At 59.6% G+C, this 23,057-nt stretch carries 26 protein-coding genes; 10 read left to right on the top strand and 16 right to left on the bottom strand.

Going from position 1 to position 23,057, the window contains the following annotated elements; all coding sequences use genetic code 11:
* Window positions 1–126 precede the first annotated feature (126 nt).
* Genes fabI through fabA form a run of 3 tightly spaced genes read right to left on the bottom strand, consistent with a single transcriptional unit; the run spans window position 127 to window position 2,730 of the window.
* Window positions 127–942, bottom strand: a complete 816-nt coding sequence (fabI, locus tag BLM14_RS15915; protein WP_100000292.1) for an enoyl-ACP reductase FabI — start codon at window positions 940–942, stop codon at window positions 127–129.
* 9 nt (window positions 943–951) lie between these two features.
* Entirely contained in the window at window positions 952–2,178 is a 1,227-nt protein-coding gene (fabB, locus tag BLM14_RS15910) for a beta-ketoacyl-ACP synthase I (RefSeq protein ID WP_100000291.1), read from the bottom strand.
* A 36-nt stretch (window positions 2,179–2,214) separates the two neighbouring features.
* A complete protein-coding gene (gene fabA / locus BLM14_RS15905) occupies window positions 2,215–2,730 on the bottom strand; it encodes a 3-hydroxyacyl-[acyl-carrier-protein] dehydratase FabA (protein WP_100000290.1) in 516 nt (171 codons plus the stop codon).
* Between the two features lie 324 nt (window positions 2,731–3,054).
* On the opposite strand from fabA, the gene irrA reads away from it, so the two are divergent.
* From irrA to BLM14_RS15890, 3 genes are all read left to right on the top strand, one after another.
* Window positions 3,055–3,483, top strand: a complete 429-nt coding sequence (irrA, locus tag BLM14_RS15900) for an iron response transcriptional regulator IrrA (RefSeq protein WP_100000289.1) — start codon at window positions 3,055–3,057, stop codon at window positions 3,481–3,483.
* 117 nt (window positions 3,484–3,600) lie between these two features.
* Window positions 3,601–3,924 (top strand): toxin-antitoxin system TumE family protein, encoded by a 324-nt coding sequence (locus tag BLM14_RS15895; protein ID WP_237143557.1) that lies wholly within the window; start codon window positions 3,601–3,603, stop codon window positions 3,922–3,924.
* Window positions 3,921–4,265, top strand: a complete 345-nt coding sequence (locus tag BLM14_RS15890) for an HVO_A0114 family putative DNA-binding protein (RefSeq protein WP_100000287.1) — start codon at window positions 3,921–3,923, stop codon at window positions 4,263–4,265. Before BLM14_RS15895 ends, BLM14_RS15890 begins: the two co-directional genes overlap by 4 nt.
* Before the next feature lie 327 nt (window positions 4,266–4,592).
* Here BLM14_RS15890 and BLM14_RS15880 read toward each other — a convergent pair whose 3' ends face one another.
* Entirely contained in the window at window positions 4,593–5,156 is a 564-nt protein-coding gene (locus BLM14_RS15880; protein WP_418314186.1) for an SH3 domain-containing protein, read from the bottom strand.
* Between the two features lie 250 nt (window positions 5,157–5,406).
* Here BLM14_RS15880 and BLM14_RS15875 point away from each other — a divergent pair, with 250 nt between their 5' ends.
* Window positions 5,407–6,342 (top strand): 2-hydroxyacid dehydrogenase, encoded by a 936-nt coding sequence (locus BLM14_RS15875; protein ID WP_418314235.1) that lies wholly within the window; start codon window positions 5,407–5,409, stop codon window positions 6,340–6,342.
* A 160-nt stretch (window positions 6,343–6,502) separates the two neighbouring features.
* On the opposite strand, the gene BLM14_RS15870 is transcribed toward BLM14_RS15875, so the two are convergent.
* From BLM14_RS15870 to BLM14_RS15840, 7 genes are all read right to left on the bottom strand, one after another.
* Window positions 6,503–6,940, bottom strand: a complete 438-nt coding sequence (locus tag BLM14_RS15870; protein ID WP_100000285.1) for an aconitase X swivel domain-containing protein — start codon at window positions 6,938–6,940, stop codon at window positions 6,503–6,505.
* Window positions 6,937–8,193: an aconitase X gene (locus BLM14_RS15865; RefSeq protein WP_100000284.1), complete on the bottom strand. Its 1,257-nt coding sequence runs from the start codon at window positions 8,191–8,193 to the stop codon at window positions 6,937–6,939. The genes BLM14_RS15870 and BLM14_RS15865 overlap by 4 nt, the downstream gene beginning before the upstream one ends.
* Window positions 8,194–8,197: 4 nt before the next feature.
* A complete protein-coding gene (locus BLM14_RS15860; RefSeq protein WP_100000283.1) occupies window positions 8,198–8,968 on the bottom strand; it encodes a molybdopterin-synthase adenylyltransferase MoeB in 771 nt (256 codons plus the stop codon).
* Between the two features lie 87 nt (window positions 8,969–9,055).
* Entirely contained in the window at window positions 9,056–9,370 is a 315-nt protein-coding gene (sugE, locus tag BLM14_RS15855) for a quaternary ammonium compound efflux SMR transporter SugE (RefSeq protein WP_100001382.1), read from the bottom strand.
* Between the two features lie 237 nt (window positions 9,371–9,607).
* Window positions 9,608–10,675 carry a cyclic nucleotide-gated ion channel gene (locus BLM14_RS15850; protein WP_100000282.1) on the bottom strand — a complete coding sequence of 356 codons (1,068 nt, stop codon included), beginning with the start codon at window positions 10,673–10,675 and terminating at the stop codon, window positions 9,608–9,610.
* Window positions 10,676–11,001: 326 nt separating this feature from the next.
* A complete protein-coding gene (locus tag BLM14_RS15845; protein ID WP_100000281.1) occupies window positions 11,002–11,499 on the bottom strand; it encodes a hypothetical protein in 498 nt (165 codons plus the stop codon).
* Window positions 11,471–12,373: a hypothetical protein gene (locus BLM14_RS15840; protein ID WP_100000280.1), complete on the bottom strand. Its 903-nt coding sequence runs from the start codon at window positions 12,371–12,373 to the stop codon at window positions 11,471–11,473. The genes BLM14_RS15845 and BLM14_RS15840 overlap by 29 nt, the downstream gene beginning before the upstream one ends.
* A gap of 89 nt (window positions 12,374–12,462) precedes the next feature.
* Here BLM14_RS15840 and BLM14_RS15835 point away from each other — a divergent pair, with 89 nt between their 5' ends.
* The 3 genes from BLM14_RS15835 (at window position 12,463) to BLM14_RS15825 (ending at window position 15,092) form a co-directional block, all read left to right on the top strand.
* Window positions 12,463–13,002 (top strand): DUF5710 domain-containing protein, encoded by a 540-nt coding sequence (locus tag BLM14_RS15835; RefSeq protein WP_133123975.1) that lies wholly within the window; start codon window positions 12,463–12,465, stop codon window positions 13,000–13,002.
* Between the two features lie 213 nt (window positions 13,003–13,215).
* A complete protein-coding gene (locus BLM14_RS15830; RefSeq protein WP_100000278.1) occupies window positions 13,216–13,428 on the top strand; it encodes a hypervirulence associated TUDOR domain-containing protein in 213 nt (70 codons plus the stop codon).
* A 425-nt stretch (window positions 13,429–13,853) separates the two neighbouring features.
* Window positions 13,854–15,092, top strand: a complete 1,239-nt coding sequence (locus tag BLM14_RS15825; protein WP_100000277.1) for a DUF2778 domain-containing protein — start codon at window positions 13,854–13,856, stop codon at window positions 15,090–15,092.
* Between the two features lie 15 nt (window positions 15,093–15,107).
* Here BLM14_RS15825 and BLM14_RS32530 read toward each other — a convergent pair whose 3' ends face one another.
* Both BLM14_RS32530 and BLM14_RS15815 read right to left on the bottom strand, forming a co-directional pair.
* Complete coding sequence (locus BLM14_RS32530) at window positions 15,108–15,893, bottom strand: DUF4087 domain-containing protein (RefSeq protein ID WP_335672062.1); 786 nt, start codon at window positions 15,891–15,893, stop codon at window positions 15,108–15,110.
* Between the two features lie 169 nt (window positions 15,894–16,062).
* Complete coding sequence (locus BLM14_RS15815; protein ID WP_100001379.1) at window positions 16,063–17,229, bottom strand: acyl-CoA dehydrogenase family protein; 1,167 nt, start codon at window positions 17,227–17,229, stop codon at window positions 16,063–16,065.
* 144 nt (window positions 17,230–17,373) lie between these two features.
* Here BLM14_RS15815 and BLM14_RS15810 point away from each other — a divergent pair, with 144 nt between their 5' ends.
* Together BLM14_RS15810 and BLM14_RS15805 are read left to right on the top strand one after the other, a co-directional pair.
* Window positions 17,374–18,066, top strand: coding sequence for a winged helix-turn-helix transcriptional regulator (locus tag BLM14_RS15810; protein ID WP_100000276.1), 693 nt, complete (start codon window positions 17,374–17,376; stop codon window positions 18,064–18,066).
* Window positions 18,067–18,074: 8 nt separating this feature from the next.
* Window positions 18,075–18,899 carry a class I SAM-dependent methyltransferase gene (locus BLM14_RS15805; protein WP_157929543.1) on the top strand — a complete coding sequence of 275 codons (825 nt, stop codon included), beginning with the start codon at window positions 18,075–18,077 and terminating at the stop codon, window positions 18,897–18,899.
* A gap of 49 nt (window positions 18,900–18,948) precedes the next feature.
* On the opposite strand, the gene BLM14_RS15800 is transcribed toward BLM14_RS15805, so the two are convergent.
* The 3 genes from BLM14_RS15800 to BLM14_RS15790 all read right to left on the bottom strand — a co-directional run bounded on the left by BLM14_RS15800 (window position 18,949) and on the right by BLM14_RS15790 (window position 20,164).
* Complete coding sequence (locus BLM14_RS15800; protein WP_100000274.1) at window positions 18,949–19,242, bottom strand: GYD domain-containing protein; 294 nt, start codon at window positions 19,240–19,242, stop codon at window positions 18,949–18,951.
* Window positions 19,243–19,383: 141 nt separating this feature from the next.
* Entirely contained in the window at window positions 19,384–19,731 is a 348-nt protein-coding gene (locus tag BLM14_RS15795) for an ArsR/SmtB family transcription factor (RefSeq protein WP_100000273.1), read from the bottom strand.
* Window positions 19,718–20,164 carry an SRPBCC family protein gene (locus BLM14_RS15790; RefSeq protein WP_100001377.1) on the bottom strand — a complete coding sequence of 149 codons (447 nt, stop codon included), beginning with the start codon at window positions 20,162–20,164 and terminating at the stop codon, window positions 19,718–19,720. The genes BLM14_RS15795 and BLM14_RS15790 overlap by 14 nt, the downstream gene beginning before the upstream one ends.
* A gap of 267 nt (window positions 20,165–20,431) precedes the next feature.
* Between BLM14_RS15790 and BLM14_RS15785 the strand changes: the two genes are divergently transcribed.
* Window positions 20,432–23,032 carry an AMP-binding protein gene (locus tag BLM14_RS15785; protein WP_100000272.1) on the top strand — a complete coding sequence of 867 codons (2,601 nt, stop codon included), beginning with the start codon at window positions 20,432–20,434 and terminating at the stop codon, window positions 23,030–23,032.
* The last annotated feature ends 25 nt before the right edge of the window (window positions 23,033–23,057 follow it).

The raw sequence follows: 23,057 nt of genomic DNA, 5'->3' as shown, positions 1-23,057 counted from the left end.
CACCAAGGGTGGAAAAATCCGTCTCATTTTGACCGATTCTTGTATGATTTTTGCAGGTTGTCGTGTGGTTTTCACACAAACCTATTCAAAACCTGTCCCGTTACCGGGACAGGCCGTTGCAAGAAATCATTCCTTGCCGTCGTCGGATTTCTTCAATTCTTCCAAGGTCGGCATCGACACAATGTTGTAGCCGGAGTCCACATAGTGGATCTCACCGGTAACGCCGCTCGAAAGATCTGACAGCAGGTAGAGGGCCGAGCGGCCGACGTCTTCGATATCGACCGTCCGGCGCAGCGGCGCGTTGCGCTTCTGGTACGAGAACATGGCACGGGCATCGCCGATGCCGGCGCCTGCCAACGTTCGCACAGGACCCGCAGAAATTGCATTGACGCGAATGCCTTCCGGACCGTAGTCGGCGGCCAGATAGCGGACCATGGCTTCCAGCGCCGCCTTGGCCACACCCATCACATTGTAGTTGGGCATGACGCGGGTGGAGCCGCCATAGGTCAGCGTCAGGATCGAGCCGCCATCCTTCATCAGCTTCGAGGCCCGCTGTGCGACCTCGGTAAAGGAATAGGCCGAGATCACCATGGTGCGGCTGAAATTGTCACGCGTGGTCACATCGGCATAGCGGCCCTTGAGCTGCGACTTGTCGGAAAAGCCGATGGCGTGAACCACGAAGTCGATGCTGCCCCATTCCTTTTCCAGCGTCTCGAAGACCGCATCGACAGTTGCGATATTCTCGACATCGCATGGCAGCAGCAATTTCGAGCCGAGCTGTTCGGCGAGCGGCGCAACGCGCTTGCCGAAAGCGTCGCCCTGATAGGTAAAGGCAAGTTCGGCACCGTTATCGGCCAGTTCCTTGGCGATTCCCCAGGCAATGGAATGGCTGTTCGCGACCCCCATGATGAGACCGCGCTTGCCCTTCATCAATTCACCCATATTTTCCCCTCAACCCTCGTAGCGCTGGTAGACCAGCGATGCATTCGTGCCGCCAAATCCGAAGGAATTGGTCAGGACCGTGTTCAATTTGACATTGTCGATCCGCTTGCGTGCAATGGGCATGTCGCTGAATGCCGGATCGAGTTCTTCGATATTGGCACTCTCGGCGATGAAGTCATTGTTCATCATCAGCAGCGAGTAGATTGACTCGTGCACGCCCGTCGCGCCCTGCGAATGCCCCGTCAGCGATTTGGTAGCCGAAATTGGCGGGCACTGGTTGCCAGAACCGAAGACTTCGCGGATGGCCTCGATTTCCTTGAGGTCACCCACTGGCGTCGAGGTCGCATGCGGATTGATGTAGTCGATGGGACCCTTGACGTTGGCGATCGCCATACGCATGCAGCGTGCGGCGCCTTCGCCGCTCGGGGCGACCATATCAGCGCCGTCAGATGTCACGCCGTAGCCGACCAGCTCGCCATAAATCTTCGCACCACGCGCCTTGGCATGTTCCAGTTCTTCGAGAACCAGAACGCCCGCGCCGCCGGAAATGACGAAACCATCGCGGTTCTTGTCATAGGCGCGCGAGGCCACCGAAGGGCGGTCGTTATATTTGGATGACATGGCACCCATGCCGTCAAACAGCACAGAAAGGGTCCAGTCGAGATCCTCGCAGCCGCCGGCGAACATCATGTCCTGCTTGCCGTACTGGATCATCTCATAGGCGTTGCCGACGCAATGGTTGGAGGTCGCGCAGGCTGACGAGATGGAATAGTTGACGCCCTTGATCTTGAACCACGTGGCAAGCGTTGCCGAAGCGGTCGAGGACATGGCCTTCGGCACCGCAAACGGACCGACCTTCTTGCTCGACCCGGATTCGATGGTCTTCTCGGCGGCTTCGACGATAGTACGGGTGGACGAGCCTCCCGATCCCATGATGATGCCGGTGCGCTCATTGGAGATGAGGCTTGCATCGAGCCCTGCATCGGCGATCGCCTGATCCATGGCTACGTGGTTCCAGGCGGTGCCGCCGCCGTGGAAGCGCATGGCGCGGCGGTCTACCAGCGTTGACGGATCAAGTGTCGGGGCGCCGTGAACCTGACTGCGAAAACCATGTTTCGCATATTCTTCAGCGAAGACAATTCCCGATTTCGCTGTACGCAGGGATTCAAGCACCTCCTGCGTATTATTGCCGATAGAGGACACGATACCCATGCCCGTCACAACCACTCGCCGCATCGCGATCTCCTTGAAGGGTTTGCGCTGACTGAATCCTCAGGCAGCGCTATCCTTGAACAGGCCAACCCGCAGGTCAGTTGCTTTATAGATAGTCTCGCCATCGGCTTTTAACCAGCCATCGGCAATGCCAAGCACCAATCGACCGCGCATCACACGCTTGAAGTCGATGCCATATTCGACAACTTTGGTCTTGGGCGTGACCATGCCGGTAAACTTCACTTCACCGGTCGAGAGGGCGCGGCCCTTCCCGGGCTCACCGAGCCAGCCGAGATAGAAGCCGGTCAATTGCCACATTGCGTCGAGGCCGAGGCACCCGGGCATGACAGGATCGCCAATGAAATGGCAGGGGAAGAACCATAGATCCGGCTTGATGTCGAATTCGGCGCGGATATAGCCCTTGCCGTTTTCGCCGCCTGTTTCAGAAATCTCGGTGATGCGGTCAAACATCAGCATGGGTGGTGCTGGCAATTGGGCATTGCCCTGACCGAACATCTCTCCGCGGGCACAGGCGAGGAGCTCTTCATACCCGTAGCTTGATTTCTGTTCTGGCATTCTGTCTCCCATCAGTTAGTTCAAGGCTTGCGCTCGGATCGCGAGATACGTTTGACGCGCGCGGACACTATCATACAGTGTTTCCGCCTGAAAACGCTGTCTAGAGCAAACCACAGGCAAATGGAACCCTTGGCTTCATCAAGCCTCCTGCGAATTTCATATGACAGAACGATTCCAGGAATCCCAAGCTTTCCCCTAGACGAATGGTGTAATTGCTGCCTATTGATCGATTTCGCAAGACAGCATATATCAATCATGTAACACGATAGACAACGCGTCTGTGGTGTGACTTTCGATATCAGTTAACGGAGTGGCAGACGGGCCATGCATATTTCTTATGAGATAGACGCCGATGTATCCTTGCAGGAGCGCTTGCGCTTTGCAGGATTGCGGCCGACCCGTCAACGCGTTGCCCTTGCCAGCCTGATCTTTTCCAAGGGTGACAGGCACCTTTCCGCCGAGGAACTGCACGAAGAGGCGCAGAGCGCCAATGTGCCGGTTTCGCTGGCGACAGTTTATAATACACTGCATCAGTTCACCCAGGCCGGAATGCTGCGCATTCTCGCCGTCGAAGGCGCCAAGACCTATTTCGACACCAATGTTTCCGACCATCATCACTTTTTCGTTGAAGGTGCGAACGAAGTAATCGATATCCCCGATGGCTCAGCCATGGTCGGCCATTTGCCGCCCGTGCCGGAAGGCATGGAAATCGTCAACGTCGATATTATCATCCGGTTGCGCAAAAAGCGCTGATGATCCGGGAAAGCGGCCGTTGCGGCCGTTTTTTTGTATGACCTGATCCCCCGGGTCACATCCCCTATTCGCCATTATCATCACGAGTGGGCGTAGGTGTTGGGTATATTGCCAACAGTGCTATCTGTTGATAAAATTGCCAACATGAAGAGGGGGCCAAAAGCCGAACTGATCCTTAAAGAACGTTTGGAACTGGCCACGGGTCTCTTTGCCGAAATCGTAATTTGGCGTGTACCGGAGCCGGTTCGTGGCAGTTCGCATGATTTCAAGTACCGACTGGCCCTGATCGAGAACAATATCGGCGTCGTTCGCTACGACAACGAGGCAGGAAAAGGCGATCACAAGCACATTGGAGTAGATGAGGCGATCTATCAGTTTTCAGGACTTGATACATTGCAAGCCGACTTCTGGCACGACATTGAACGGAGGCTGAAACGATGAATACTGTAACGGTAGGCGTATCGAGCCTGGATGAAGCCAAGCAGCGCCTGGCAGGAGCGTTTCGCGGCGAAAAGCAGGGTACCTTTCTGACATTTGCCTCTGTGGAACTGCTGTGGCAGACAATCACGCCTCGACGATGGGATGTCATACGATCAATGACGGGCCAGGAAGCGATGACATTGCGCGGTCTCGCCCGAAAGCTGGAGCGTGATGTGAAAACGACGCATGGGGACGTGCATGCGCTACTGGATGCAGGCATTCTCGAAAAGACCGCCGATGGCAGAATTGTTTTTCCCTATGATGCTGTGCATGTGGATTTTACGATCACCAAGGCTGCATAGGTTCCGGCAGCTTATTTGTACATGTCAGTACCAATCGTTTGGAGGCGCTGCACCGCCCTGCGTCACAGGTCATAGGCGATTGATGCGGGAGTTCGTCGAGCGCCAGCGAGCGGCACGCGAATATGATGCATTCTTGAGCAAGAAAGTTGAGAAGGCGCGAGCTTCGATGCGAGCCGGGCAGGGTCGCTCCAGTGAAGAAGTTGAAGCGGATTTCACGGCGCGTCGAGCTGAGTTGTTACAGAAGGCGAACAAGGCTGGCGCGTGAAAGTTCGATGGAGCCGAAAGCGACCGTGCCGCTGTGGTGGGCTGCTGCCGGGATGGATGAGCTCAATCGTCGAACTTCTCATCCGGATAGGCGCCCCAGATGTCCGGCTGGCGCACCCAGCCGCTGGCGCCACTGAATGCCAGGCGGCAAAAATTGCCATTGCAGGCCTTCAGCGTCCCCAATACGCCGGGCTGAACCTTTGCCACGACACCCGATTTGTCATCGGGGCTGCGGTAGACGTTGAGCATGACGCCATCCTTGTCACGCTGCCACGGCGCGGTCATCGCCGTACGCTTGCCCGACAGCAGCGATTGATACACCCAACCCTCCGTACCTTCCGAATCGCGGATACGCCGCCAATTGTCGTATTCCTGGATAATTTCGACCGGCAGGCCGGATTTCAGGAAGAGCCAGGTCACCGCATAGTCGCGGCCCGGCCCCACACGCAGGTTGACGCGGCCAGGTTTCAGGCTGACGAAGCGTGGCAATGGCAGGCCGCTTGGGCCGACCTGTGCCGCCGCTTCGGCTTTCGACACGGCCGGCACGCTGAGCGGGATGCTCAAGGCCAGGGCAGCCGCGATGCTGCCGGCAGTCAGGAAAGAGCGAATATTTCTCAGGTTCAACAAAATCAGTCCTTCATCGTTCCGGACCTGCATTAGCCGATTTTGCGGCAGAATGGAGAACGATCCCTATTTTTCTTTGTCTTTGATGCGCCGCCTTGATAGACAGGTGGAGGAACGCACAAGAGCAATTGCAGTTTGCAATGACTTGGTTAAAGAGGTCTCAATAGCGTCTCTAAAAGGGAGGGGAATATTGGTGAGCAAGAAGCCTCTGGTCGTCATCACCCGTAAACTGCCGGATCCCATCGAGACACGCATGCGCGAGCTCTTCGAAGCGCGGCTGAATGTAGATGACCGGCGGCTGTCAAAGTCGGAACTGATTGACGCCGTCAAATACGCCAATGTTCTCGTGCCGACCATTACCGACCATATCAGCGAAGAGATCATCAACGCTGCCGGTCCGAACCTCAAACTGATTGCCAATTTCGGCAACGGCACGGACAATATCGATGTGGCTGCCGCGGCCAAGCGCGGTATCACTGTCACCAACACGCCGAATGTCCTTACCGAAGACACGGCGGACATGACCATGGCGTTGATGCTGGCATTGCCGCGCCGCCTCGTCGAAGGCGCTGCCATCCTGCTCGACGATGGCAAATGGGAGGGCTGGGGCCCGACCTGGATGCTCGGCCGCCGTATCTGGGGCAAGCGCCTCGGCATTGTTGGCATGGGCCGTATCGGCACTGCGGTTGCCCGCCGCGCCAAGGCCTTCGGCCTGTCGATCCATTATCACAACCGCAAGCCGGTGAACCCGAAGACCGAAGAGGAACTGGAGGCGACCTATTGGGAAAGCCTCGACCAGATGCTGGCGCGCATGGACATCATCTCGGTCAATTGCCCTTCGACGCCGGCGACCTTTCATCTGCTCTCCGCCCGTCGCATCGCCCTGATGCAGCCGACCGCCTTCGTCGTCAATACGGCGCGCGGTCAGATCATCGACGAACACGCGCTGATCGAGCAGCTGGAACACGGCAAATTGTCCGGTGCGGCGCTGGACGTGTTCGAGCATGAGCCTGCGGTCAACTCCAAGCTGCGCAAGCTTGCCAAGCAGGGCAAGGTGGTGATTGTGCCGCACATGGGCTCGGCGACGCTCGAAGGGCGCATCGACATGGGCGAGAAGGTGATCATCAACATTCGCACCTTCATCGACGGGCACCGCCCTCCGGACCGGGTGTTGCCGGACAGGGTTTAGTCATATTGCGAGGGATGCCGCGTTATCTCTCCCCTTGTGGGAGAGAAAGCGATTTCAGCATCTTAGCCTCTTGGCTAAGTGCTAGAAATCGCAAGAGAGGGGATTTGCAATCATTGTAGTATCCCCCTCTCTTGGATTTTCTAAGGATTTAGCAAAGAGGCTAAATCCAAGAAAATCCGTTCTCCCCCACATGGGGGGAGATAAGCACCGAGCCATCGGCGCTGATCCGGAGCCGGTGACCGGCAAAGCCTGCGAACTCCCCCCGATCCAACCTGAGCGCTATCGGCGTTGCGTGGCCCATTTCCTGCGCGACGATCAACCCGAGCAGCAGGATCGCGTCCGGCTCATGCAGGATAATCGCGGCGGGTGCGAGCCCGGCGCTGACCAGTTCCAGCAGCACGGCGGCAGCCGAGGACGAGCCGATGGTGCCGGGCAGGCACAGCACCTTGCCGCTGATCGACACGCCATGCTGCGGGTGGCGCACATCGGCAATCAGCCCGGTCTTCGGATTGACCCCGCCCCAGAAGCTGGTGGGGGCGGTCAGGACCAGCGCCTCGCCCTGGGCGCCCTGACCCTCGACAAGGATTTCGCCCCTCATGACGCAGCCTCGAAAACGGGGCGGCCGTTGACGGCGCTTGCCACACATTCAGCCATGGAGCCGTAAATAACGCCGTAGCCGGTATTGCCCGGCGCGTAATGGGCGAACTTGCCGGAATTGGTCATCAGCACGGCGCCGGCAATATCCGGCAGGATTGGCGTGACGACGACGCAGGTATCGGCGACGATGATGACGCCGCTGGCTTCGAGTGTCTGGCGGCGGCCATCCTGCTCCAGCGCGGCGAGCGCATGGCGGCCGGTGCAGGCATAGAGCGGCACCTTGAGCTTGCGCCCGGCGATCAATGTTTCCAGCCGCTCGAATTCCGCAACCGAGAGGTGCGGGCTGCCGATGGCGACGGCATCGATGCGCCCGGTATCCATCGCGGTGGAAAGGCGGCGGCGCGAATCGGCGATCATCTCCCCCGTCACCCGGATCACCGCTTGCGGCGGCTGGTGGTGCAGGGCGGTAGCAAGGTCCGGCGCTTCCGGGGTGACGCCCGCCACATGGAACAGGCCGACGGCACCCGCCGAGGCGGAGGCCGCGCCGAAGGCCTTGAGGGCATCCTCGCCGGGATGCACGGCGATGCCCGCCACCACGCCGACCGCATCGCCGATCTCGCGGCCGTAGAGGCTGCCGAGGATCGGCCAGGCGACTTCGGACTGCAGGAACGCTGGGTCGAGGCCGGTCACGTCGAAGACCACCGTGGCGCGGCGGTTTTCCGGGCGGTGAAAGCCGTAATAGGGGGCGAAGCCGGAAATGGCGCAGGCAATATCGAGGAAATCGCCATAGCGGTTGGTGCGCGCGCCGAGCACCGAATTGCAGAACACCACGGCATTGGATTCGCCCCAGGCGACGTCGCTGCCGAGCGCCGGGCGGTGGCCGGCCTGGTAGGGTGCGCAGGTCCAGCTTGGCTCGCAGCCAAGCTTGCGGTAGGCGTCCATCATCCGCCGCGCCATGTCGCGCTCATGGACTGGCAGGCGGTTCTTCGAACAGCCGGTCAAATCGAGCGAGCCGACATTGAGCGTGGCGCGCACCGCAACCTTGCCGCCACCCTCGACCAGCTTTTCGGCAAACAGCGTGCCGGAATCGCCGTGATAGAGCGCGCCGTCGATATGCGCCGAGGCGATGGGGATCAGCGATGGGGCACCCATCAGCCGGGCGGTGGCGGCGACGATGCGCATGGCCATGGCAGCACCTTCCCCGCGCGCGCCAGCCACGATTGCCTGCTGTTCCGCGGAAAGCTCGAGCGCCATGGCGTCAGGCCTTGCGCGCTTTGTACTTGATGGTCTCGAAGCGCGAGCTCAGTGCATCATAGAGCAGCAGCCGGCCGATCAGCGGCTCGCCGATGCCGGTGATGAGCTTGATCACCTCGGTTGCCTGCAGCGTGCCGATGACGCCCGGCAGCACGCCGAGCACCCCGGCCTCGGCGCAGGCGGGAAGCAGGCCCGGCGGCGGCGGATTGGGGAAAAGGTCGCGGTAGGAAGGGTTCGGCTCGCCCGCCGCATTTTCCGCATAAGGCATCAACGTCGTCACCGAACCGTCGAACCGCCCGAGCGCCGCCGAGACCAGCGGCCGCTTCTGTACGAGGCATGTATCCGCCAGCAAATAGCGCGTATCGAAATTGTCGGAGCCGTCGACGATGATGTCATAGCGGCGCACTAGATCGGCGGCATTTTCCGGCGCAATGCGGGTTTCATGCGTCTCGACGGTGACATGCGGATTGATCGCCGCAATGGCGCGCGCCGCGCTTTCCACCTTGGCCGAGCCGACGAGATCGCTCGAATGGATGATCTGCCGCTGCAGATTCGACAGCGACACCCGGTCGTCATCGGCGATGCCGAGCGTGCCGACGCCCGACGCCGCCAGATATTGCAGCACCGGCGCGCCGAGCCCTCCGGCGCCGACGACGAGCACGCGGGCACGCTTCAGCTTCTGCTGGCCGGGCCCGCCGATCTCGCCAAGGATGATATGGCGGGCATAGCGCTCGATTTCGGACGGGGAGAGGGGGGTGCTTTGCGGATCAGTCATGACGACACAGTAAGATATGATGGGCCGATAGGAAACAACGCCGCTGCTTTATCTCTCCCGCAAGGGGAGAGATATCCGGCGTACGCCTCAGGCCAGAAACTTCAGCCCGCCAATGCCTGAAACGATCAGCGCGATACAGACGAGGCGGATCACCGTCGCGGGTTCGGCGAAGAGATACATGCCGAGCAGCGCCGTGCCGACCGTGCCGATGCCGGTCCACACCGCATAGGCGCTGCCGACCGGCAAGTCGCGCACGGCAAGGCCGAGCAGCACGATGCTGATGACCATGCTGGCGACAGTGAGAACAGTGGGGGTGAGGCGGGTGAAGCCCTCGGTATATTTGAGCCCGATGGCCCAGCCGATTTCAAAGAGACCCGCAACGACAAGTATAATCCAGGCCATGACGACCATCCTTCACATGTTTGATCGGGCCGTCCCGGATTTGTCTGGAAACGCTTGTGAAGCGTGGAGGCCGTCCTCCGTTGATTTACTTAGTGAGCAGCGCGGGAATTGGCAAGGTTGCGAAGGGATGAGTAATTTTGGTGTTTAAGATCAAGCGGAGTGAAGGGAGCAGCCACACTCCGTACAGCGCTACAAGTTTCCGCTTTGCGCCAGCTGCGGACCTCCGCAACGGGGCCGTCAAGCCTTTGGTGTTGCGCCGCGCCGCTCGAGCGCGGTCTTGCGGATGATGTCCGCGATCTCCGGGCTGCTGCTAGACAGGATCTGGAAATCCACCGCGTACAGCGACAGTAGCGAGACCTCGGTCGCTGCGCTGACGGTCGCCGAGCGGGGCTCACCGCAGATCAGCGCCATCTCGCCGAAGAAGCTGCCGGAGCCCAGCTCCACCGGGTTCGGTGTCGCGACGCTGACGCGGCCCTCGACGATGAAGAACATCCGGTCGCCAGTCTCGCCCTTGCGGCAGATTACGGCGCCGGCCGGCACGACGCGAGGCCTCAGCGCTCGCACGATCTCGATGAGCGCGGCCGGGCCAAGCCTCTGGAACAGCGGCACGGCCGCAACCAGCTGCCAATTGCGTACGAAGTCCTGGCGACGGACTTCCTGGTAGAAGCCGGTGGCGAGGATGCCGGCCCAGAGAGCAAAGATGCCGATTCCGCTCATCATGACCAGCCCGGCAAGGACGCGGGCGGCGAAGCTTTGCGGAATCGCATCGCCATAGCCGGTGGTCGACAACGTCACGACCGCCCACCACATCGCCTGGGGGATGCTGCCGAACTTGTCAGGCTGGACGTCGCGCTCGATGATATAGGCCGCGAGCGCCGCGCCGAACATAACGATGCCGAAGATCGAGGTGACGCCGATCAGGTTGCGCGCCTCGTTGGTCAGGACCCTGCCCATCAGCCGGACGAAGGTCGAATCGCGCAGCGGCTTTAGCAGCCAGATGGCACAGTAGAGACTCTGGTCGCGCGTGCCGGCGAACAGGAACGCGGCCATCGGGACCAGAACAGCGAGCACATCGATGGCGATTGCCGGCATCCTGTCCCATACGTCTCTTGCCCGCTGCACGATCAGCGTCTCGATCAGTTGCACGACATAGACGGCCCAGATGCCGGCGAGCAGGACCCCCAAAGTGAGCCTGGTCCCTTCGCTCATGTCCGGCGTCGTGAGTGCAGCTACCGCGACGAGACCAACCGCAGCGAGAAGCGCGCTGAGCGGCGCAGAAATCTTCGAGAAAGGCAGTGGCGACATTCAATACCCCCGACCGGCCTTGGCACCCTCTTAAAATAGGATGCCTTCAGGCCAAGCGCAAAGGGCAGACGAGTCAGTGTGGTGTCCGTCATTGCGACTGTTCGCACGTGCTGCCAACCCGGGATGTGAACATGCGTTTCGGGTTTACCTGGAAGCGCTGTGAGCGCGGTGGCCGTCCTCCGGGAATGTATTCAGGGAGCATAGGCGGAATTGGCAAGGTGGCGAGGGGATGAGGAATTTTGGTGGGTAAGGTCAAGGGGAGTGAAGGGGGGAGGTTGGAGCAACATCATTCTCGGATGTTGATGGTGGGACCGGAGCGACCGCGGTCAAGTGCGCTTGTCGCGCTCCTCCGAATGAGTGTTAACGATATACTCCAACTCCCATTCAGTCCGGATAGCTTCGTCCGTTGGACTGAGGGCGTCTGGATCACGATCCTTTGGAACGAACTCATCGGCGTTCTTCCTCCACTCGTACGGATAGATAAACCAAGGGACGATCAAGAATGCAGCGCCGATAAAATAACTCCAGATCGTTGGAGCAGGTACTCCGAAGTAGTTGACGTAGAGCATCGCAGCTCCAACGAGGCTAAAAATCATAGAGCGTCCGACAATCTTATCCTGCTTCAGATCGTAAAGAGTAACCTCCAGACCATTGATATAGGATCGTACTTCTTCAGGTAAATCGTCACTGGTCGCCGCTGGATGTTTAGGCTGCATGCGGAACGAATCAAGGATTCGCTTGTCTGCTTCGCTCATCTTTCCCTTGTAGGTAGGTTTGCGATACCACGGCAGCAACTCAGCCTTTTTCTTGCGACGTTTCCACATTGCCTATCTCTCCCACTTCATTGGTGTCGCGTTTAGCAGCAGCCTCGCCTCGCTTTTTCTGCATCTCTTCATTCAGACTCATACGTAGCCGAACGGGGCGAGCCGGATCACGTTGGTCGTTAGGGATTTCGCAGATATGTACGACCTTGAACCGGCATGTTCTCATCACGAGGTTTGCAAGAAGTTCTTCAGCAACGTTTAACAGATTTGCTACACAGATCGTCATTTCATCCACAATATCCGATTCCGGGATGTCTGTGCGTTCCCAACGAGGCGGTACGAGGCCTCGGTGGTCAATGCGGACATTATGAATAGTAAGCGTCCCGGAATTCTCGCCGGGATGTTCGTATGCGTTTCTCCGCCGAATAAGTTCTGCCATCCAATCATTGTTTGACCGTAGCCCGCGCACTAGGTGATCAGATTCCCCAAATGTAGCGATGGCCCATTTGACAAGATTGCTATCCCCCTTTCCTTTCATGGCGGCGAATGCGCTAGCATCAGTTAGTTTACATCCATATGCGACACGGAAAAGTCCAAGCAGGTCCCTAAGGTAGTTCTTTGCCTCATAGAGGAAGTCCTGAACATCGCCCTCAAGGTCAACGACATACGGAATCTCTGACACGCGAGGATCTTTTTGGATGTGCTTGTCGACGCGTGCTATGTCCTTGTTCAACTTATTATTGATCGTTGATATCCGTTTATCGCACCGGACAAGTCGCGGTGTTAGCTTAGTTATATATAGTTCGGCGATCGCTTCATTTTGAGCTTTATCTAGCCCAGACCAATTCAGGAGTTCACCCGTCTGTATACCGAGACGAGCTACAATTGGGTTAGTAGTCCCAACATCGGAAACTTTTTGGGTTCTAAAGGCCATGGAACACACCCTCGAATCGAATACTTCTTTATACCAAAAATTTAGCGTTCACGGCCCACGGCGGGGTTCAGGGACCACAGGAGCTTGTCGTGCCCGATGAGGATTGGATGGAGAGCCGGGACGTAAACGTCTTCGAGATGTTTGTTGCGCACGGCGCCGGATTTTGGGTACGCCGAACGACTTGGGTAGGAACCTGCGCCAGAGTAGTCCGGGTTGGGGCGATGACAGCCCCTGGACCATATTTCGGCAATCCGTCCGTTCTGATGGATGTGTACACTTTGGATGGTCAGCTGACGGACGAAGCTGCACAACTGCCAGCCGCTGGCACTTATAAGACGTGGAGACAGATTGAGCCTCCGGTCTGGGCCGTTTCTGCCAACCTGCGTCAACTAGAGGATCCAGCGCTCGATGCGGCGCTCGCTCGTTTCGACAAGAAACGGCACAAAAGCGATTCTAGACAGGGTGCTGATAAAGTCGAAAAGATTTGGCTAGTTGTCACCTATGCACAAAAGGAGGAGGCCAAAAAGCTTGGTGCACGATGGTCTCCCACCGAGAAAGCGTGGTGGCTTCCAGCGAGCAATTCGGCCGCAATAGATGAGGCACGGAAGCTGCCGTTCTTGTCAGGATGACAGCTTCGCAAATAGGTGAGCCAGCCGCTCTGATCGAATAGGAGGCAGCGACAGTGGTTTAACACTCACTTCGGCGCTTAACTCTGCGTGGTTCGACAGGCTCACCATGAGGGAATTGGTCCCACAACCTCTCCGTCGTCCTCGGGCTTGACCCAAGGACCACGGATGACGGACAGTGGTCCACAATCACCACCAAAACTGGACACCCCACCCATGACACACTTCCACAAAGGCGCCAGAGTTGAGTGGGGCAAGGGCGTTGGCACCGGCAAGATCGTCGAGCAGTTCACCAAATCTGTGACGAGGACCATCAAGGGTGTCGAGGTGACGCGCAAGGCTTCCAGGGATGAGCCCGCCTATATGATCGAACAGGACGATGGCGGCAGGGTTCTGAAAAGCGCTTCGGAGCTCAAGGCGGCGAAATAGCTGTGCGTGGTTCGACAGGCTCACCATGAGGGAGGTGGGTTGGTTCAGCATCGGGATTTTGAGGTGACTCACAATGGCGGAGGTGGGTTGATTCATACGAGAGGTGGGTTGAGCATGAGCGAGGCGGTTGATCGGGTAATCAGTCGGCAACGCTGCCCTTCTGGACTCCCTGCAATTCTCCACCTCCCTCATGGTGAGCCTGTCGAACCACGCACTACTGCATCGCGAAGCTGTGCTTCAGACATGTTTGATTCAAACATTCGCCGCCGCATAAACCGGTTGGTAACCATCATTCTTCATTCTCCAATTCAGTCAGCAAGTGACGATCCAGCGATGTTTCGCTCGGCGTGGCCTCAGTTTTGCCACGGCGATAATGGTTTTGCGCTGGCTGGCGCGTGGGTTGAAGAGTTGTGGGTGCGAGTATCATGGCGTTTGGTGTCAAGACGGTCAGGGGCGTCAGGCCCTCAGGGTTAAATGGCCGTCATCCGGGACGCCGGCTTCTATCCGCCACTCTCCTTGCCGGACTTGGTGTCATCACCTCTCTCGGAGCGCTTGCGACGGTCGCAGTCATGCATGGCGCGTTCATGCCGCATGGCGCGGATCGCGGCGGCATTCAGGGATTGGCACAGCGCCCTTTCGCGGCGAGCTCGCTGGCACTTGTCGCCCCCTATGAGGCTGCGCCCAGGAACCCGAAATATCCCCGCGTGCCGGACCTGACGCACACGCCCTGGCAGGCCATCACGATGGAAGAAGGCGCGGTGATCGGGCCAACCGGCGAGATCAGCGTGATCACGCCGCCAAGACCGAGGATCGCGGCGATCAAAGCGCAGGCGCCCTTGGCCGCCGAGGCGTTCGGCGCGCGTGCCTCGGGCATCGACCTCCTGGCTGACGAGGATTTTGGCGCCCGCGCGACGGGCCTCGATACGATGCAGGTCGCTTCGATCCAGACCTACAGCATCATCGATGCGACGCTGCCTGTCACGGCACCGCCCGCCGAGGGCCCCTCGGTCGCAGCCCTGCAGGACGCACCGCCGCCTGCGGACTATGCCAGCCAGGGACCGTTCAGCCTCGTGCTGGCCGAGGCCGACCCCTCGCAGGACGTGGAAGGTTTGACTGCCGTCCCGCTGCCGGGAATGCGGCCCGACAGGCCGGCGGAGACGTCGAAGGGCGGGCTGAAGGTGCTGGCCTATGCGCCGCAGGACAATGATATCCGCGATGTCGCGCCGACCTACGAACCGCCTGCACCCCGGCTCGCCGCCCGTGGCCGCACGGCGATCTACAGTATCGAGGCGAAGACGGTCTACATGCCGAATGGCGAGAAGCTGGAAGCGCATTCGGGGCTCGGGCCCATGCTCGACAATCCGCGCTATGTGCACAAGAAGATGCGCGGCGCCACACCGCCGCATACCTACAAGCTGACCATGCGCGAGAAGCTGTTCCACGGGGTCGAGGCGATAAGGCTCAATCCGGTCGAGCCCGGCAAGATCTTCGGCCGCGACGGACTTCTGGCGCATACCTATATGCTCGGGCCGCGCGGCGATTCCAACGGCTGCGTGTCGATCAAGGATTACCGCCGCTTCCTCGCCGCTTTCAAGCGGGGCGAGATCACGCAGCTCGTCGTGGTCGCGCGCATGCCGTCATCGTCGCTTTTCGCCTCAAGATAAGCGGGCTCCAAGGCCTCAGGGCTTGGGCAGGGCCTTGTCGGCACGGCATTTTGCCAGCGGCAGGTTCTTGCCGGAAACGACCTTGGTGATGCGCTGGTCCTTGGCATTGGTCTCCACCGTGAGGCAGCCGCAGCTATAGCCATGGCCCGTGCCACGGCTCGTGTCGACGAACTGCTTTGGATCGCCGTCAGGGATGTTATCGACCCCGGCCGCATCGGGGCCCTCGGCCTGGCCCTGCGAGGTGATCGTCCAGGTCGCGTCCTTGTCGATGAGAAAAAGATCCCCGGGTGTCGGGTTCTCGATCCAGCCGCAGCGCACTTCGCCCGAAGGCGCCGGCGCAGCCAGGTTGGCGGTGGACTGGATCGTTGCAACCTTTATGTCGACATTCTTGCAAGTGTTGTCATTGCAGATGCCGTTGATCCAGATCTCGCCGTCGCCAAACATGATGCCTTTCCAGTTGACGAAGAGGTCATCCAGCTTCTGCTTGACCACGGCGTCGGTGATCTCCCTGGTCATGATTGCATCGTAGTTCTTGACGAACTGGCTGGCCGATTTGATCGTCGATGCCTTGCCGTTGATTTCGACGCCGATCGGATAGCGCACAGCGGCGGCAACGGCTGCCGTGTCATGTGCCTTCACGGCCGCCTGGAAGCTGTTGATGACCGCCAGATAATTGTCATGGCTGCCAAAGGCATTGTCCAGCGCATCGTTCAGCGCCTTGTCCTGAGCAAATGACAATCCGGCAGAAAGGGTGAATAGCATGGCGGCAGCGACAAGAAGGGGGACTGTTCTGGTGAACATGGGCTTCCTCTCCGGCTGTGGGCTGGTCAATTTCCCGACATGGAACGACCACGTTTTGGCCACATTAGGTGAGGCTCGTCAAGCCTTCAACCCTGAATTGTGTCAGGCAAGAGGACAACCTTGCTGGTTGTCGCGGAGGCGAGGGCTGGTACCCCGCCTCCACCCTCGTTCAGAAGATGCAGTTCACCGACTGGCCGAGCGCCATGGCCCCGGCATAGCGAGCCTGCGGGCCCTGCTGCAGGGGATGGAAGCGCGCGCCCTGTATATCGCGGAAGCGCTGTTCAAGCCCGTTGCTGCGATAGAAGCCGCTGCCCCCGGCAAGTTCCAGCGCCAGTTCCACCGTCTTGATCGCATGTTCGGCGACAAGGGAGCGGCCGATCATGATCTCGTTGACGCTTTCGGCGGACGGCGTATTGCCTTCGGCGGTCTTGACCATCCATTGATGCGCAAGCTGTGCGGCACGCAAAGACGTGTCCATGCGGCCGGCCAGATTGAACGCGTTTTCGTTTGGCTTCTTCTTCTTGGCCAGGTGGATGGCGATGTCGCGGGCGCTTTCGGCGACGCCGAGATAGACCGCATAGATCAGCGGAAAGGCTGTCGTGGCGATGACCTGGAACACCGGATGCCATTCGCCGGCCTTGCGTGAGAAGGCGACGCCCGCATCGGGGATGAACAGGTCTTCGAGCACGACATCGTTCGAACCCGTGCCGCGCATGCCGAGCGCCTTCCAGGTGTCGACGATCTTGACGGCATCGGCCTTCATCGATGCGCCGAAATGGATGACGTTCTCGGAACCGTCTTCCGCCCGGCAGATGGCGCCGGTCATCAATATATCGCCGGCATTGGCGCCGGACGTGAAGACTTTGCGCGCCGAGATGCGGTAGCCGCCCTCGACCTTTTCCGCAATGCCGGAGCCGCCGATCCAGTCGGAACCGCCGCTGGACAGAAGGATGAGCTTCTCGGCGGCGACGCGTTTCAGCAGGGGTTCGACGGCGGCCACCTTCTGATGGCGCCAGCGCCATGCGGGGATCGCGACCTGGTGGGTGTGCATGGAAAAGGCGAGCGCAGTCGACGAGCAGGCATGGGCCATGACGCGCAGCATCTCGGCAAGCTCGGCGACTTCAGCCCCGCCGCCGCCAAGTCCGCGCGGTACGCCGACCTCGACGAGGCCGGCTTCCTTCAGCAATTTGTAGTTCTCGGCGACGAAGGTATCGTTCGCGTCGAACTCGGCCGCACGCGCGGCGAGGGTAGGCGATAATGAATGGGCAATATCGATCGCATTGCCAGGTGGCGCTGCGTCCGTATCGATGGGTGATTTATTTGCCAGAGTGTTCATATTCTCCTCCTTTTGGGCCATTGCTGACCGCGGGACAGAATCCTCCTCTCCAAGCCTCCTGTCCAGTACACGATCTGTACTACCCCGTAGGTTTTATCGGGCTTTTGCGGTATCCTCCTTCTCTAAGAAATATGGTGGGAAAATATGGAACAGCGCGGAGGATACGGCCAGTTCTGCCCGGTGGCGATGGCTTCGGAAATACTGTGCTCGCGGTGGACGACGCTGGTGGTGCGCGAGCTCCTGCTCGGCACGACCCGCTTCAACGATCTGCGCCGCGGCGTGCCGCGCATGTCGCCTGCGCTGCTGTCGAAACGGCTGAAGGAACTGGAGCGGGCGGGTGTTATCGTTGCGGTTCCCAATGCCAATGGCGTTACCGAATATCATCTTTCGCCGGCCGGCGAGGATCTGCGCCCCATCGTCCTGGGCATCGGCGCGTGGGGGCACCGCTGGGTGGAATCGCAGCTGACGCTCCGAAACCTCGATCCCTCGCTGCTGATGTGGGACATGCGGCGCAATCTCAATCCGAAGCCGCTGCCGAAACAGCGCTGCACGATACAGTTTCTGTATCCGGAATTGCCCGAGTCAAAGCAGAACTACTGGCTGGTCGTTGACGGAACCTCGGTGGACCTCTGCGGTTTCGATCCCGGTTTCGACGTCGATCTGCTGGTGACGAGCTCCTTGAAGAGCATGACCGCGATATGGATGGGGCTGACCGTCGTGCGCCGCGAGGTCGAGGCCGGCAATCTCGAATTCGACGGCGACCCGAATATTGCCAGCGCCATGCAGCAATGGCTCGGATTGAGCACATTCGCCGCCGAGCAGCGCAGGGTGTCGTAGAGGCGGTCATGACAGAGCCGGAGAAAGGCGCGTCATTCAAGGAGCTGGAGCAGCAGGGCTGGACCAGCAAGGCTTCCGGATATGCCGCCTGGCTCGGCGGGATCACCAGTGGCGCTGCCGATCCGCTGCTCGACGCAACGCATGTCACCCGAGGAACGCGCCTGCTCGATGTTGCCAGCGGTCCCGGATATGGCGCTGCCCGGGCGACGGCGCGCGGCGCTACCGCGATTGGCATCGACTTCGCCCCGTCAATGGTCGAGCATGCGCGGCGACACTTTCCGCAGACGCAGTTTGCCGAAGGGGACGCGGAGAACCTTGCTTTCGACGACGGCAGCTTCAATGCGGTGATCTGCGCCTTCGGCCTGTTGCATATGGCAGAGCCCGACCGGGCGATAGCGGAAGCGTTCCGCGTGCTTGGCGCGGGTGGCCACTATGCCTTCACGGTCTGGTCCACGCCGGACCGGCACGAGTTCTTCGAACTGGTTCTCGGCGCCATCAGGGAGCATGGGCGTCTCGATGTGCCGTTGCCCCCGGCACCCTCGCTCTTCCGCTTCAGCGATCCTGTCGAAAGCCGGAAGGTGCTGGCATCGACCGGCTTCGATGCCATCACGGTCACGGAGATACCGCTGGTCTGGCGCTGCGCAAGCGCGCAGGATGCCGTCGAGGTGATCTACAAGAGTACGGTTCGCACGGCCATGCTGCTCGAGCAGCAGACGGCGGAGGAACGCCAACGCATTCACCAGGCCATCATGGATGGCGCCACGCGGTTCAGACAGGGCGGCGGATATGCCATGGCTTTCCCCGCCGTGCTGGTTGCCGGGCATAAGTCTTGACCGATGCTATTTCAATGACAGCCGGCCCTGTATCAGTCTGTCGCGGCGCTTAGCCGAGCGAGTTGATGATCTCGCGATAGGCTGCCTCGGGGAAGGCCTTCAAGGTGCGCGTGCGCACATTGCCTTTCATGGCGAGGGAAAGGGCGAACCGCGCCATCACCGCATCGTCGGACGCCTCTCCAACGACAACCATGTCGTACTCGCCCATGGTGAGGTAGAATTCCTTGAAGGAGCCGCCCATCTCGGCGAGAAGCTTCCTCGCCGCGTCGAGCCTTGCCGGTGACTCGCGAACACTCTTTACACCTTGGTCGGTCCAGTTGATGAGCATCACATAAGTGGTCATTTCACACCTCCCGCGCGGCACGGCGCGCGCCGGTGGCCGCGAATTATCCCCTCGCTCCCCATCGCCAAAACTATACGCCCCTTGCCGCAAGCGAACAATGCGAGCGGCGTAGTACAATGGTTGTAGGCGGGAGCGTTCTGCTTAGCGTTCGACGAACGAGCGAAGCCGCGACAGGGCATCGTCCCATTGCTGCGAGACACTTGCGAGATAGGCGCGCACCTCCTCGATCGGCTCGGGCCGGAAGGCGAATTGGCTTGTCCGTCCGACTTTGGTGCTGACGACCAGCCCGGCATTCTCCAGAACGTGCAGATGCTTGGTGATGGCCTGTCTTGTCAGGCTGGTATCGGTCGAGAGGCCGGCAATCGAACGCGGCTGCCCGTCGCTGAGTTTTGCAAGCAACGACAGTCGAGTGCGAGCGCCGAGGGCGGCAAACACATGCGCGGCGAACTGCGGCGCGGGGTCGGGCGCGTGGATATTATCGCTCAACATATGCCTTGATATTCTTCACCTGTTCCTCCCATCCACCTTCGTTCATGCGCAGGGCTTCCGGCATACGGTGCTTGGGCATGGCATCGAAGCCGGATTCGGTGACCGTCAGGCGCGTGCCGGTTGACGTGGGTTCAAGCCGGAACTCAACGAGCGTCGGCGGTTCACCGGAATAGTCGACATCGGGATCGATGGCGTAGGGATGCCATGTCATTGAGAACAGGCGCGGCGCGTCGATCTCTTTGACCGTCGCCTCCCATTTGATGTGTTCATAGCCGGGATAGGTAATGCGGCCGGTCGAGACCTGTCCGGCAACGAAGGGACCGTCCAGCTTGACCCGGAACCATTCGCCAAACTCCTCGTGATCCGTCAGCGCCCGCCAGACGCGCTCGACAGGGGCGTTCAGCTCGATGCTTTTCTCGATACGATCGGTCATAAGTGCAACCTCCTGGTTGCGCTTACTATGACAAGGTGAGATGGGAAGTGCAACCAAAAAGTTGCTCTTTTGATTGATGCGTTCAACGAGATCATGGCCGCCGAAGCGTAGAGCTGCGAATTTTCGCGAGCTCATTCGCAGACTGCCAATTTGCTCTGCTGCTCGTGAGTTTTCCCCACAACGTAAAATTGACTAAACTACTCCAGAAATGTATCTGCACACCATTCATTGCGTCCGCGATTTTTCAGAAGTGGTTTGGGCATTTCAATGGTTCCATTCTTTGTCGAACGCCTCTCCGATGGCGGCAATATGCCCGCCCTGATCATTCCTGACCGGGCCATCGTCACATATGATCAGCTGGCAGCTCGCGTTACGGACCAGGCGTCGGCATTCGGCACAGAAAAGCGCCTGATCGCCATTGATGCGAGCCTTTCCGAACACGCGATCATTGCCTATCTGGCAGCACTTGCGGGCGGGCACGCGATCGCGCTGCTGCCGCCGGGCGACACGAGCGTTGCGGTTCGCTTTGAGGAAAGGTTCAGGCCAGATATCCATTTCCGTCAATTTGAAGGCCGGTGGCGTGCCGCCGAGACAGCGCAACCGTCGTCTGAAATCCTCCATCCTGATCTTGCATTGCTTCTGTCGACCTCCGGCAGCACTGGCGAGGGTAAATGTGTGCGGCTCTCCAGTGCAAACCTTGCTGCCAATGCGGCCTCCATCGCGGAATACCTGCACCTCGATAGCGATGACCGCGGAACGCTGGTGCTGCCGCTGCACTATTCATACGGGCTCTCGGTTCTCAACTCCCATCTGGCTGTGCACGCCAGCCTCTTCGTGCCCGGCAAATCGATTCTTGACCCCGGCTTTATCCATGACCTGCGCGACAATCGCTGCACAAACATTCCGGGTGTCCCATATTCCTTCGAACTTTTCGAAAAGATAGGTTTCCGCGACCAACGCCTGCCGCACCTACGGCTGATGACGGTGGCAGGCGGGCGGCTGCCGGCCGATCTCGTGCGCCTCTACAGCGATTATCTTGCACAGAACGGCGGCGAACTCTTTGTGATGTATGGGCAGACGGAAGCCACAGCGCGAATCGCCTTTGTCCCCCCGCACCTGCTCAATGACAATCCGGACAGCATCGGGCTCGCGATTCCGAATGGAGTGCTCGGTCTGGTCGACGAAGATGGACGCGAGATCCGTATGGCCGATACACCCGGTGAGCTGGTCTATCGCGGCCCCAACGTCATGATGGGCTATGCTGCCAGCCGCGCTGATTTGAACCGCGGAGCGGAACTGGCCGAACTGAAGACGGGAGACCTGGCGGTTCGCAACAGAGACGGGCTTTATCGTGTCGTCGGCCGTCGCAGCAGAATGTCGAAGATCGCAGGTTTGCGCATTGGTCACGATGCGCTCGAGCAGGCATTGTCATTGAAGGGTGTCCAGGCAGCTGTTTTCGGCGACGACCAGTCCATCGTTGCCATGTACACCTCGGCGCACTCGGAAGATGCCGTTCGCAAGACACTGATCGAAACGAGCGGTTTGACGGCCATGCACGTTGCCGTTAGCCGGCAGGACAAGCTGCCGCGCCTCGCGTCCGGAAAAATCGATTATCAACAGCTTAAGGCTAGCTATGAGGACTGCCGGTTCCGCAGGACCGAAAATGTCAGGGAAGTGTTCAGGGAGGCGTTCTTTCCACAGAGGACCGCGGATCAGGATACCTTCGTGTCGCTGGGCGGTGACTCGCTGCGCTATGTACGGCTGTCATTGAACCTTGAGCGCATCCTGAACCATCTTCCCGAGGGCTGGGAGAACAGGCCGATCGCTGAACTCGCCACCATGCAACAGGCCAAGACCCGGATGCAGAGCCTTGGCATCGATCTGGTGATCCGGACCCTGGCGATCCTGCTTGTCGTCATCCAGCACGCTACCCTTTGGCCCGCGCCAGGGGGCGCTGCCGCGATGGTCATGCTGATCGGCTACAGCCTCGCACGCTTCCAGAGCGGCAATCTGTTCTCCGGTCGCGTCGCCAGAGTCTTCCGGCCCGTAATGTCGGTACTTGTGCCCTATTATCTGATCATCGCGCTCTACGGAGTTGTCTGGGGCAAGATGCCGTGGGGATCCGTATTTCTCGTGGGGAACTTCGGCCTCACCGATCCGGCCGAACGAACCATGCTGCCGTTCCTGTACTGGTTCGTCGAAGCCTATGTCCAGATGGTGGTGATCTGGGCCGGGTTGTTCGCCATTCCTGCCATGCGTAAAGCTGGCGCAAAAACCCCATTCTTCTTTGGGCTATCAATTCTTGCAGCGGCAATGGCGCTTCGTTTCCTCGGACCGGTTGTCTGGCCGCTTGGCGACCGGGAGGTTTTCACCGTACCGTGGATTCTTTACCTGACCGCTTTCGGCTGGCTGGCGTATTTTGCCGACAATGTGTCGAGAAAGATTCTGGTTCTTGCTGCCGGAGCGGTCATCTTTCCACTGGTTGCCTATTACGGTGGAAACTGGGTCGGTTCTTGGGTGAAGTACATGCTGCAGTTTGCGTTTCTTGGGGCTCTGCTGTTCGCCCCGCGCTTGCCAATGCCACGATGGGTTGCGGGTTTGGTGCTCCCGATCTCAGCCGCAAGCTATTACATCTACCTGTTCCACAGGTTCGTGCCGGAGCTGGTATTGGCTCCGCTGGAAGCAAAATTGCCCTGGCCTGTGTTCGCGGCCGCGTCGATCATCGGTGGCATCGCCGCTGGCCTGCTCGCCCGGGAACTTCTGAAGAACGTGCCGCATTGGACGACGCTCGTCAGATTGCCCCGCGCAGCCTGGAGGAAGGCGGCGGCGTTCCCGGCGGCTGGTGGCTTTACCCGGCGAGCCGTCTGAGGTTCGTTTTTTCGTCTGAAGCCGG

The organism is Phyllobacterium zundukense, from assembly GCF_002764115.1.
Lineage (GTDB): Bacteria > Pseudomonadota > Alphaproteobacteria > Rhizobiales > Rhizobiaceae > Phyllobacterium > Phyllobacterium zundukense.
The sequence above is the reverse complement of the archived record's forward strand: the minus strand, read 5'-3'. Positions and strand labels throughout refer to the sequence as shown.

What these genes read in the sequence shown, in the direction of transcription:
- BLM14_RS15810 (WP_100000276.1), top strand. Translation starts at nt 17,374, where the DNA reads ATGGAACAGCGCGGAGGATACGGCCAGTTCTGCCCGGTGGCGATGGCT.
- BLM14_RS15840 (WP_100000280.1), bottom strand. Translation starts at nt 12,373, where the DNA reads ATGGCCTTTAGAACCCAAAAAGTTTCCGATGTTGGGACTACTAACCCA.
- BLM14_RS15830 (WP_100000278.1), top strand. Translation starts at nt 13,216, where the DNA reads ATGACACACTTCCACAAAGGCGCCAGAGTTGAGTGGGGCAAGGGCGTT.
- BLM14_RS15805 (WP_157929543.1), top strand. Translation starts at nt 18,075, where the DNA reads ATGACAGAGCCGGAGAAAGGCGCGTCATTCAAGGAGCTGGAGCAGCAG.
- BLM14_RS15860 (WP_100000283.1), bottom strand. Translation starts at nt 8,968, where the DNA reads ATGACTGATCCGCAAAGCACCCCCCTCTCCCCGTCCGAAATCGAGCGC.
- BLM14_RS15785 (WP_100000272.1), top strand. Translation starts at nt 20,432, where the DNA reads ATGGTTCCATTCTTTGTCGAACGCCTCTCCGATGGCGGCAATATGCCC.
- BLM14_RS15865 (WP_100000284.1), bottom strand. Translation starts at nt 8,193, where the DNA reads ATGGCGCTCGAGCTTTCCGCGGAACAGCAGGCAATCGTGGCTGGCGCG.
- BLM14_RS32530 (WP_335672062.1), bottom strand. Translation starts at nt 15,893, where the DNA reads ATGTTCACCAGAACAGTCCCCCTTCTTGTCGCTGCCGCCATGCTATTC.
- BLM14_RS15790 (WP_100001377.1), bottom strand. Translation starts at nt 20,164, where the DNA reads ATGACCGATCGTATCGAGAAAAGCATCGAGCTGAACGCCCCTGTCGAG.
- BLM14_RS15850 (WP_100000282.1), bottom strand. Translation starts at nt 10,675, where the DNA reads ATGTCGCCACTGCCTTTCTCGAAGATTTCTGCGCCGCTCAGCGCGCTT.
- BLM14_RS15870 (WP_100000285.1), bottom strand. Translation starts at nt 6,940, where the DNA reads ATGAGGGGCGAAATCCTTGTCGAGGGTCAGGGCGCCCAGGGCGAGGCG.
- BLM14_RS15800 (WP_100000274.1), bottom strand. Translation starts at nt 19,242, where the DNA reads ATGACCACTTATGTGATGCTCATCAACTGGACCGACCAAGGTGTAAAG.
- fabI (WP_100000292.1), bottom strand. Translation starts at nt 942, where the DNA reads ATGGGTGAATTGATGAAGGGCAAGCGCGGTCTCATCATGGGGGTCGCG.
- BLM14_RS15825 (WP_100000277.1), top strand. Translation starts at nt 13,854, where the DNA reads ATGGCGTTTGGTGTCAAGACGGTCAGGGGCGTCAGGCCCTCAGGGTTA.
- fabB (WP_100000291.1), bottom strand. Translation starts at nt 2,178, where the DNA reads ATGCGGCGAGTGGTTGTGACGGGCATGGGTATCGTGTCCTCTATCGGC.
- BLM14_RS15845 (WP_100000281.1), bottom strand. Translation starts at nt 11,499, where the DNA reads ATGTGGAAACGTCGCAAGAAAAAGGCTGAGTTGCTGCCGTGGTATCGC.
- BLM14_RS15815 (WP_100001379.1), bottom strand. Translation starts at nt 17,229, where the DNA reads ATGAACACTCTGGCAAATAAATCACCCATCGATACGGACGCAGCGCCA.
- BLM14_RS15795 (WP_100000273.1), bottom strand. Translation starts at nt 19,731, where the DNA reads ATGTTGAGCGATAATATCCACGCGCCCGACCCCGCGCCGCAGTTCGCC.
- fabA (WP_100000290.1), bottom strand. Translation starts at nt 2,730, where the DNA reads ATGCCAGAACAGAAATCAAGCTACGGGTATGAAGAGCTCCTCGCCTGT.
- irrA (WP_100000289.1), top strand. Translation starts at nt 3,055, where the DNA reads ATGCATATTTCTTATGAGATAGACGCCGATGTATCCTTGCAGGAGCGC.
- BLM14_RS15875 (WP_418314235.1), top strand. Translation starts at nt 5,407, where the DNA reads ATGCGCGAGCTCTTCGAAGCGCGGCTGAATGTAGATGACCGGCGGCTG.
- sugE (WP_100001382.1), bottom strand. Translation starts at nt 9,370, where the DNA reads ATGGCCTGGATTATACTTGTCGTTGCGGGTCTCTTTGAAATCGGCTGG.
- BLM14_RS15890 (WP_100000287.1), top strand. Translation starts at nt 3,921, where the DNA reads ATGAATACTGTAACGGTAGGCGTATCGAGCCTGGATGAAGCCAAGCAG.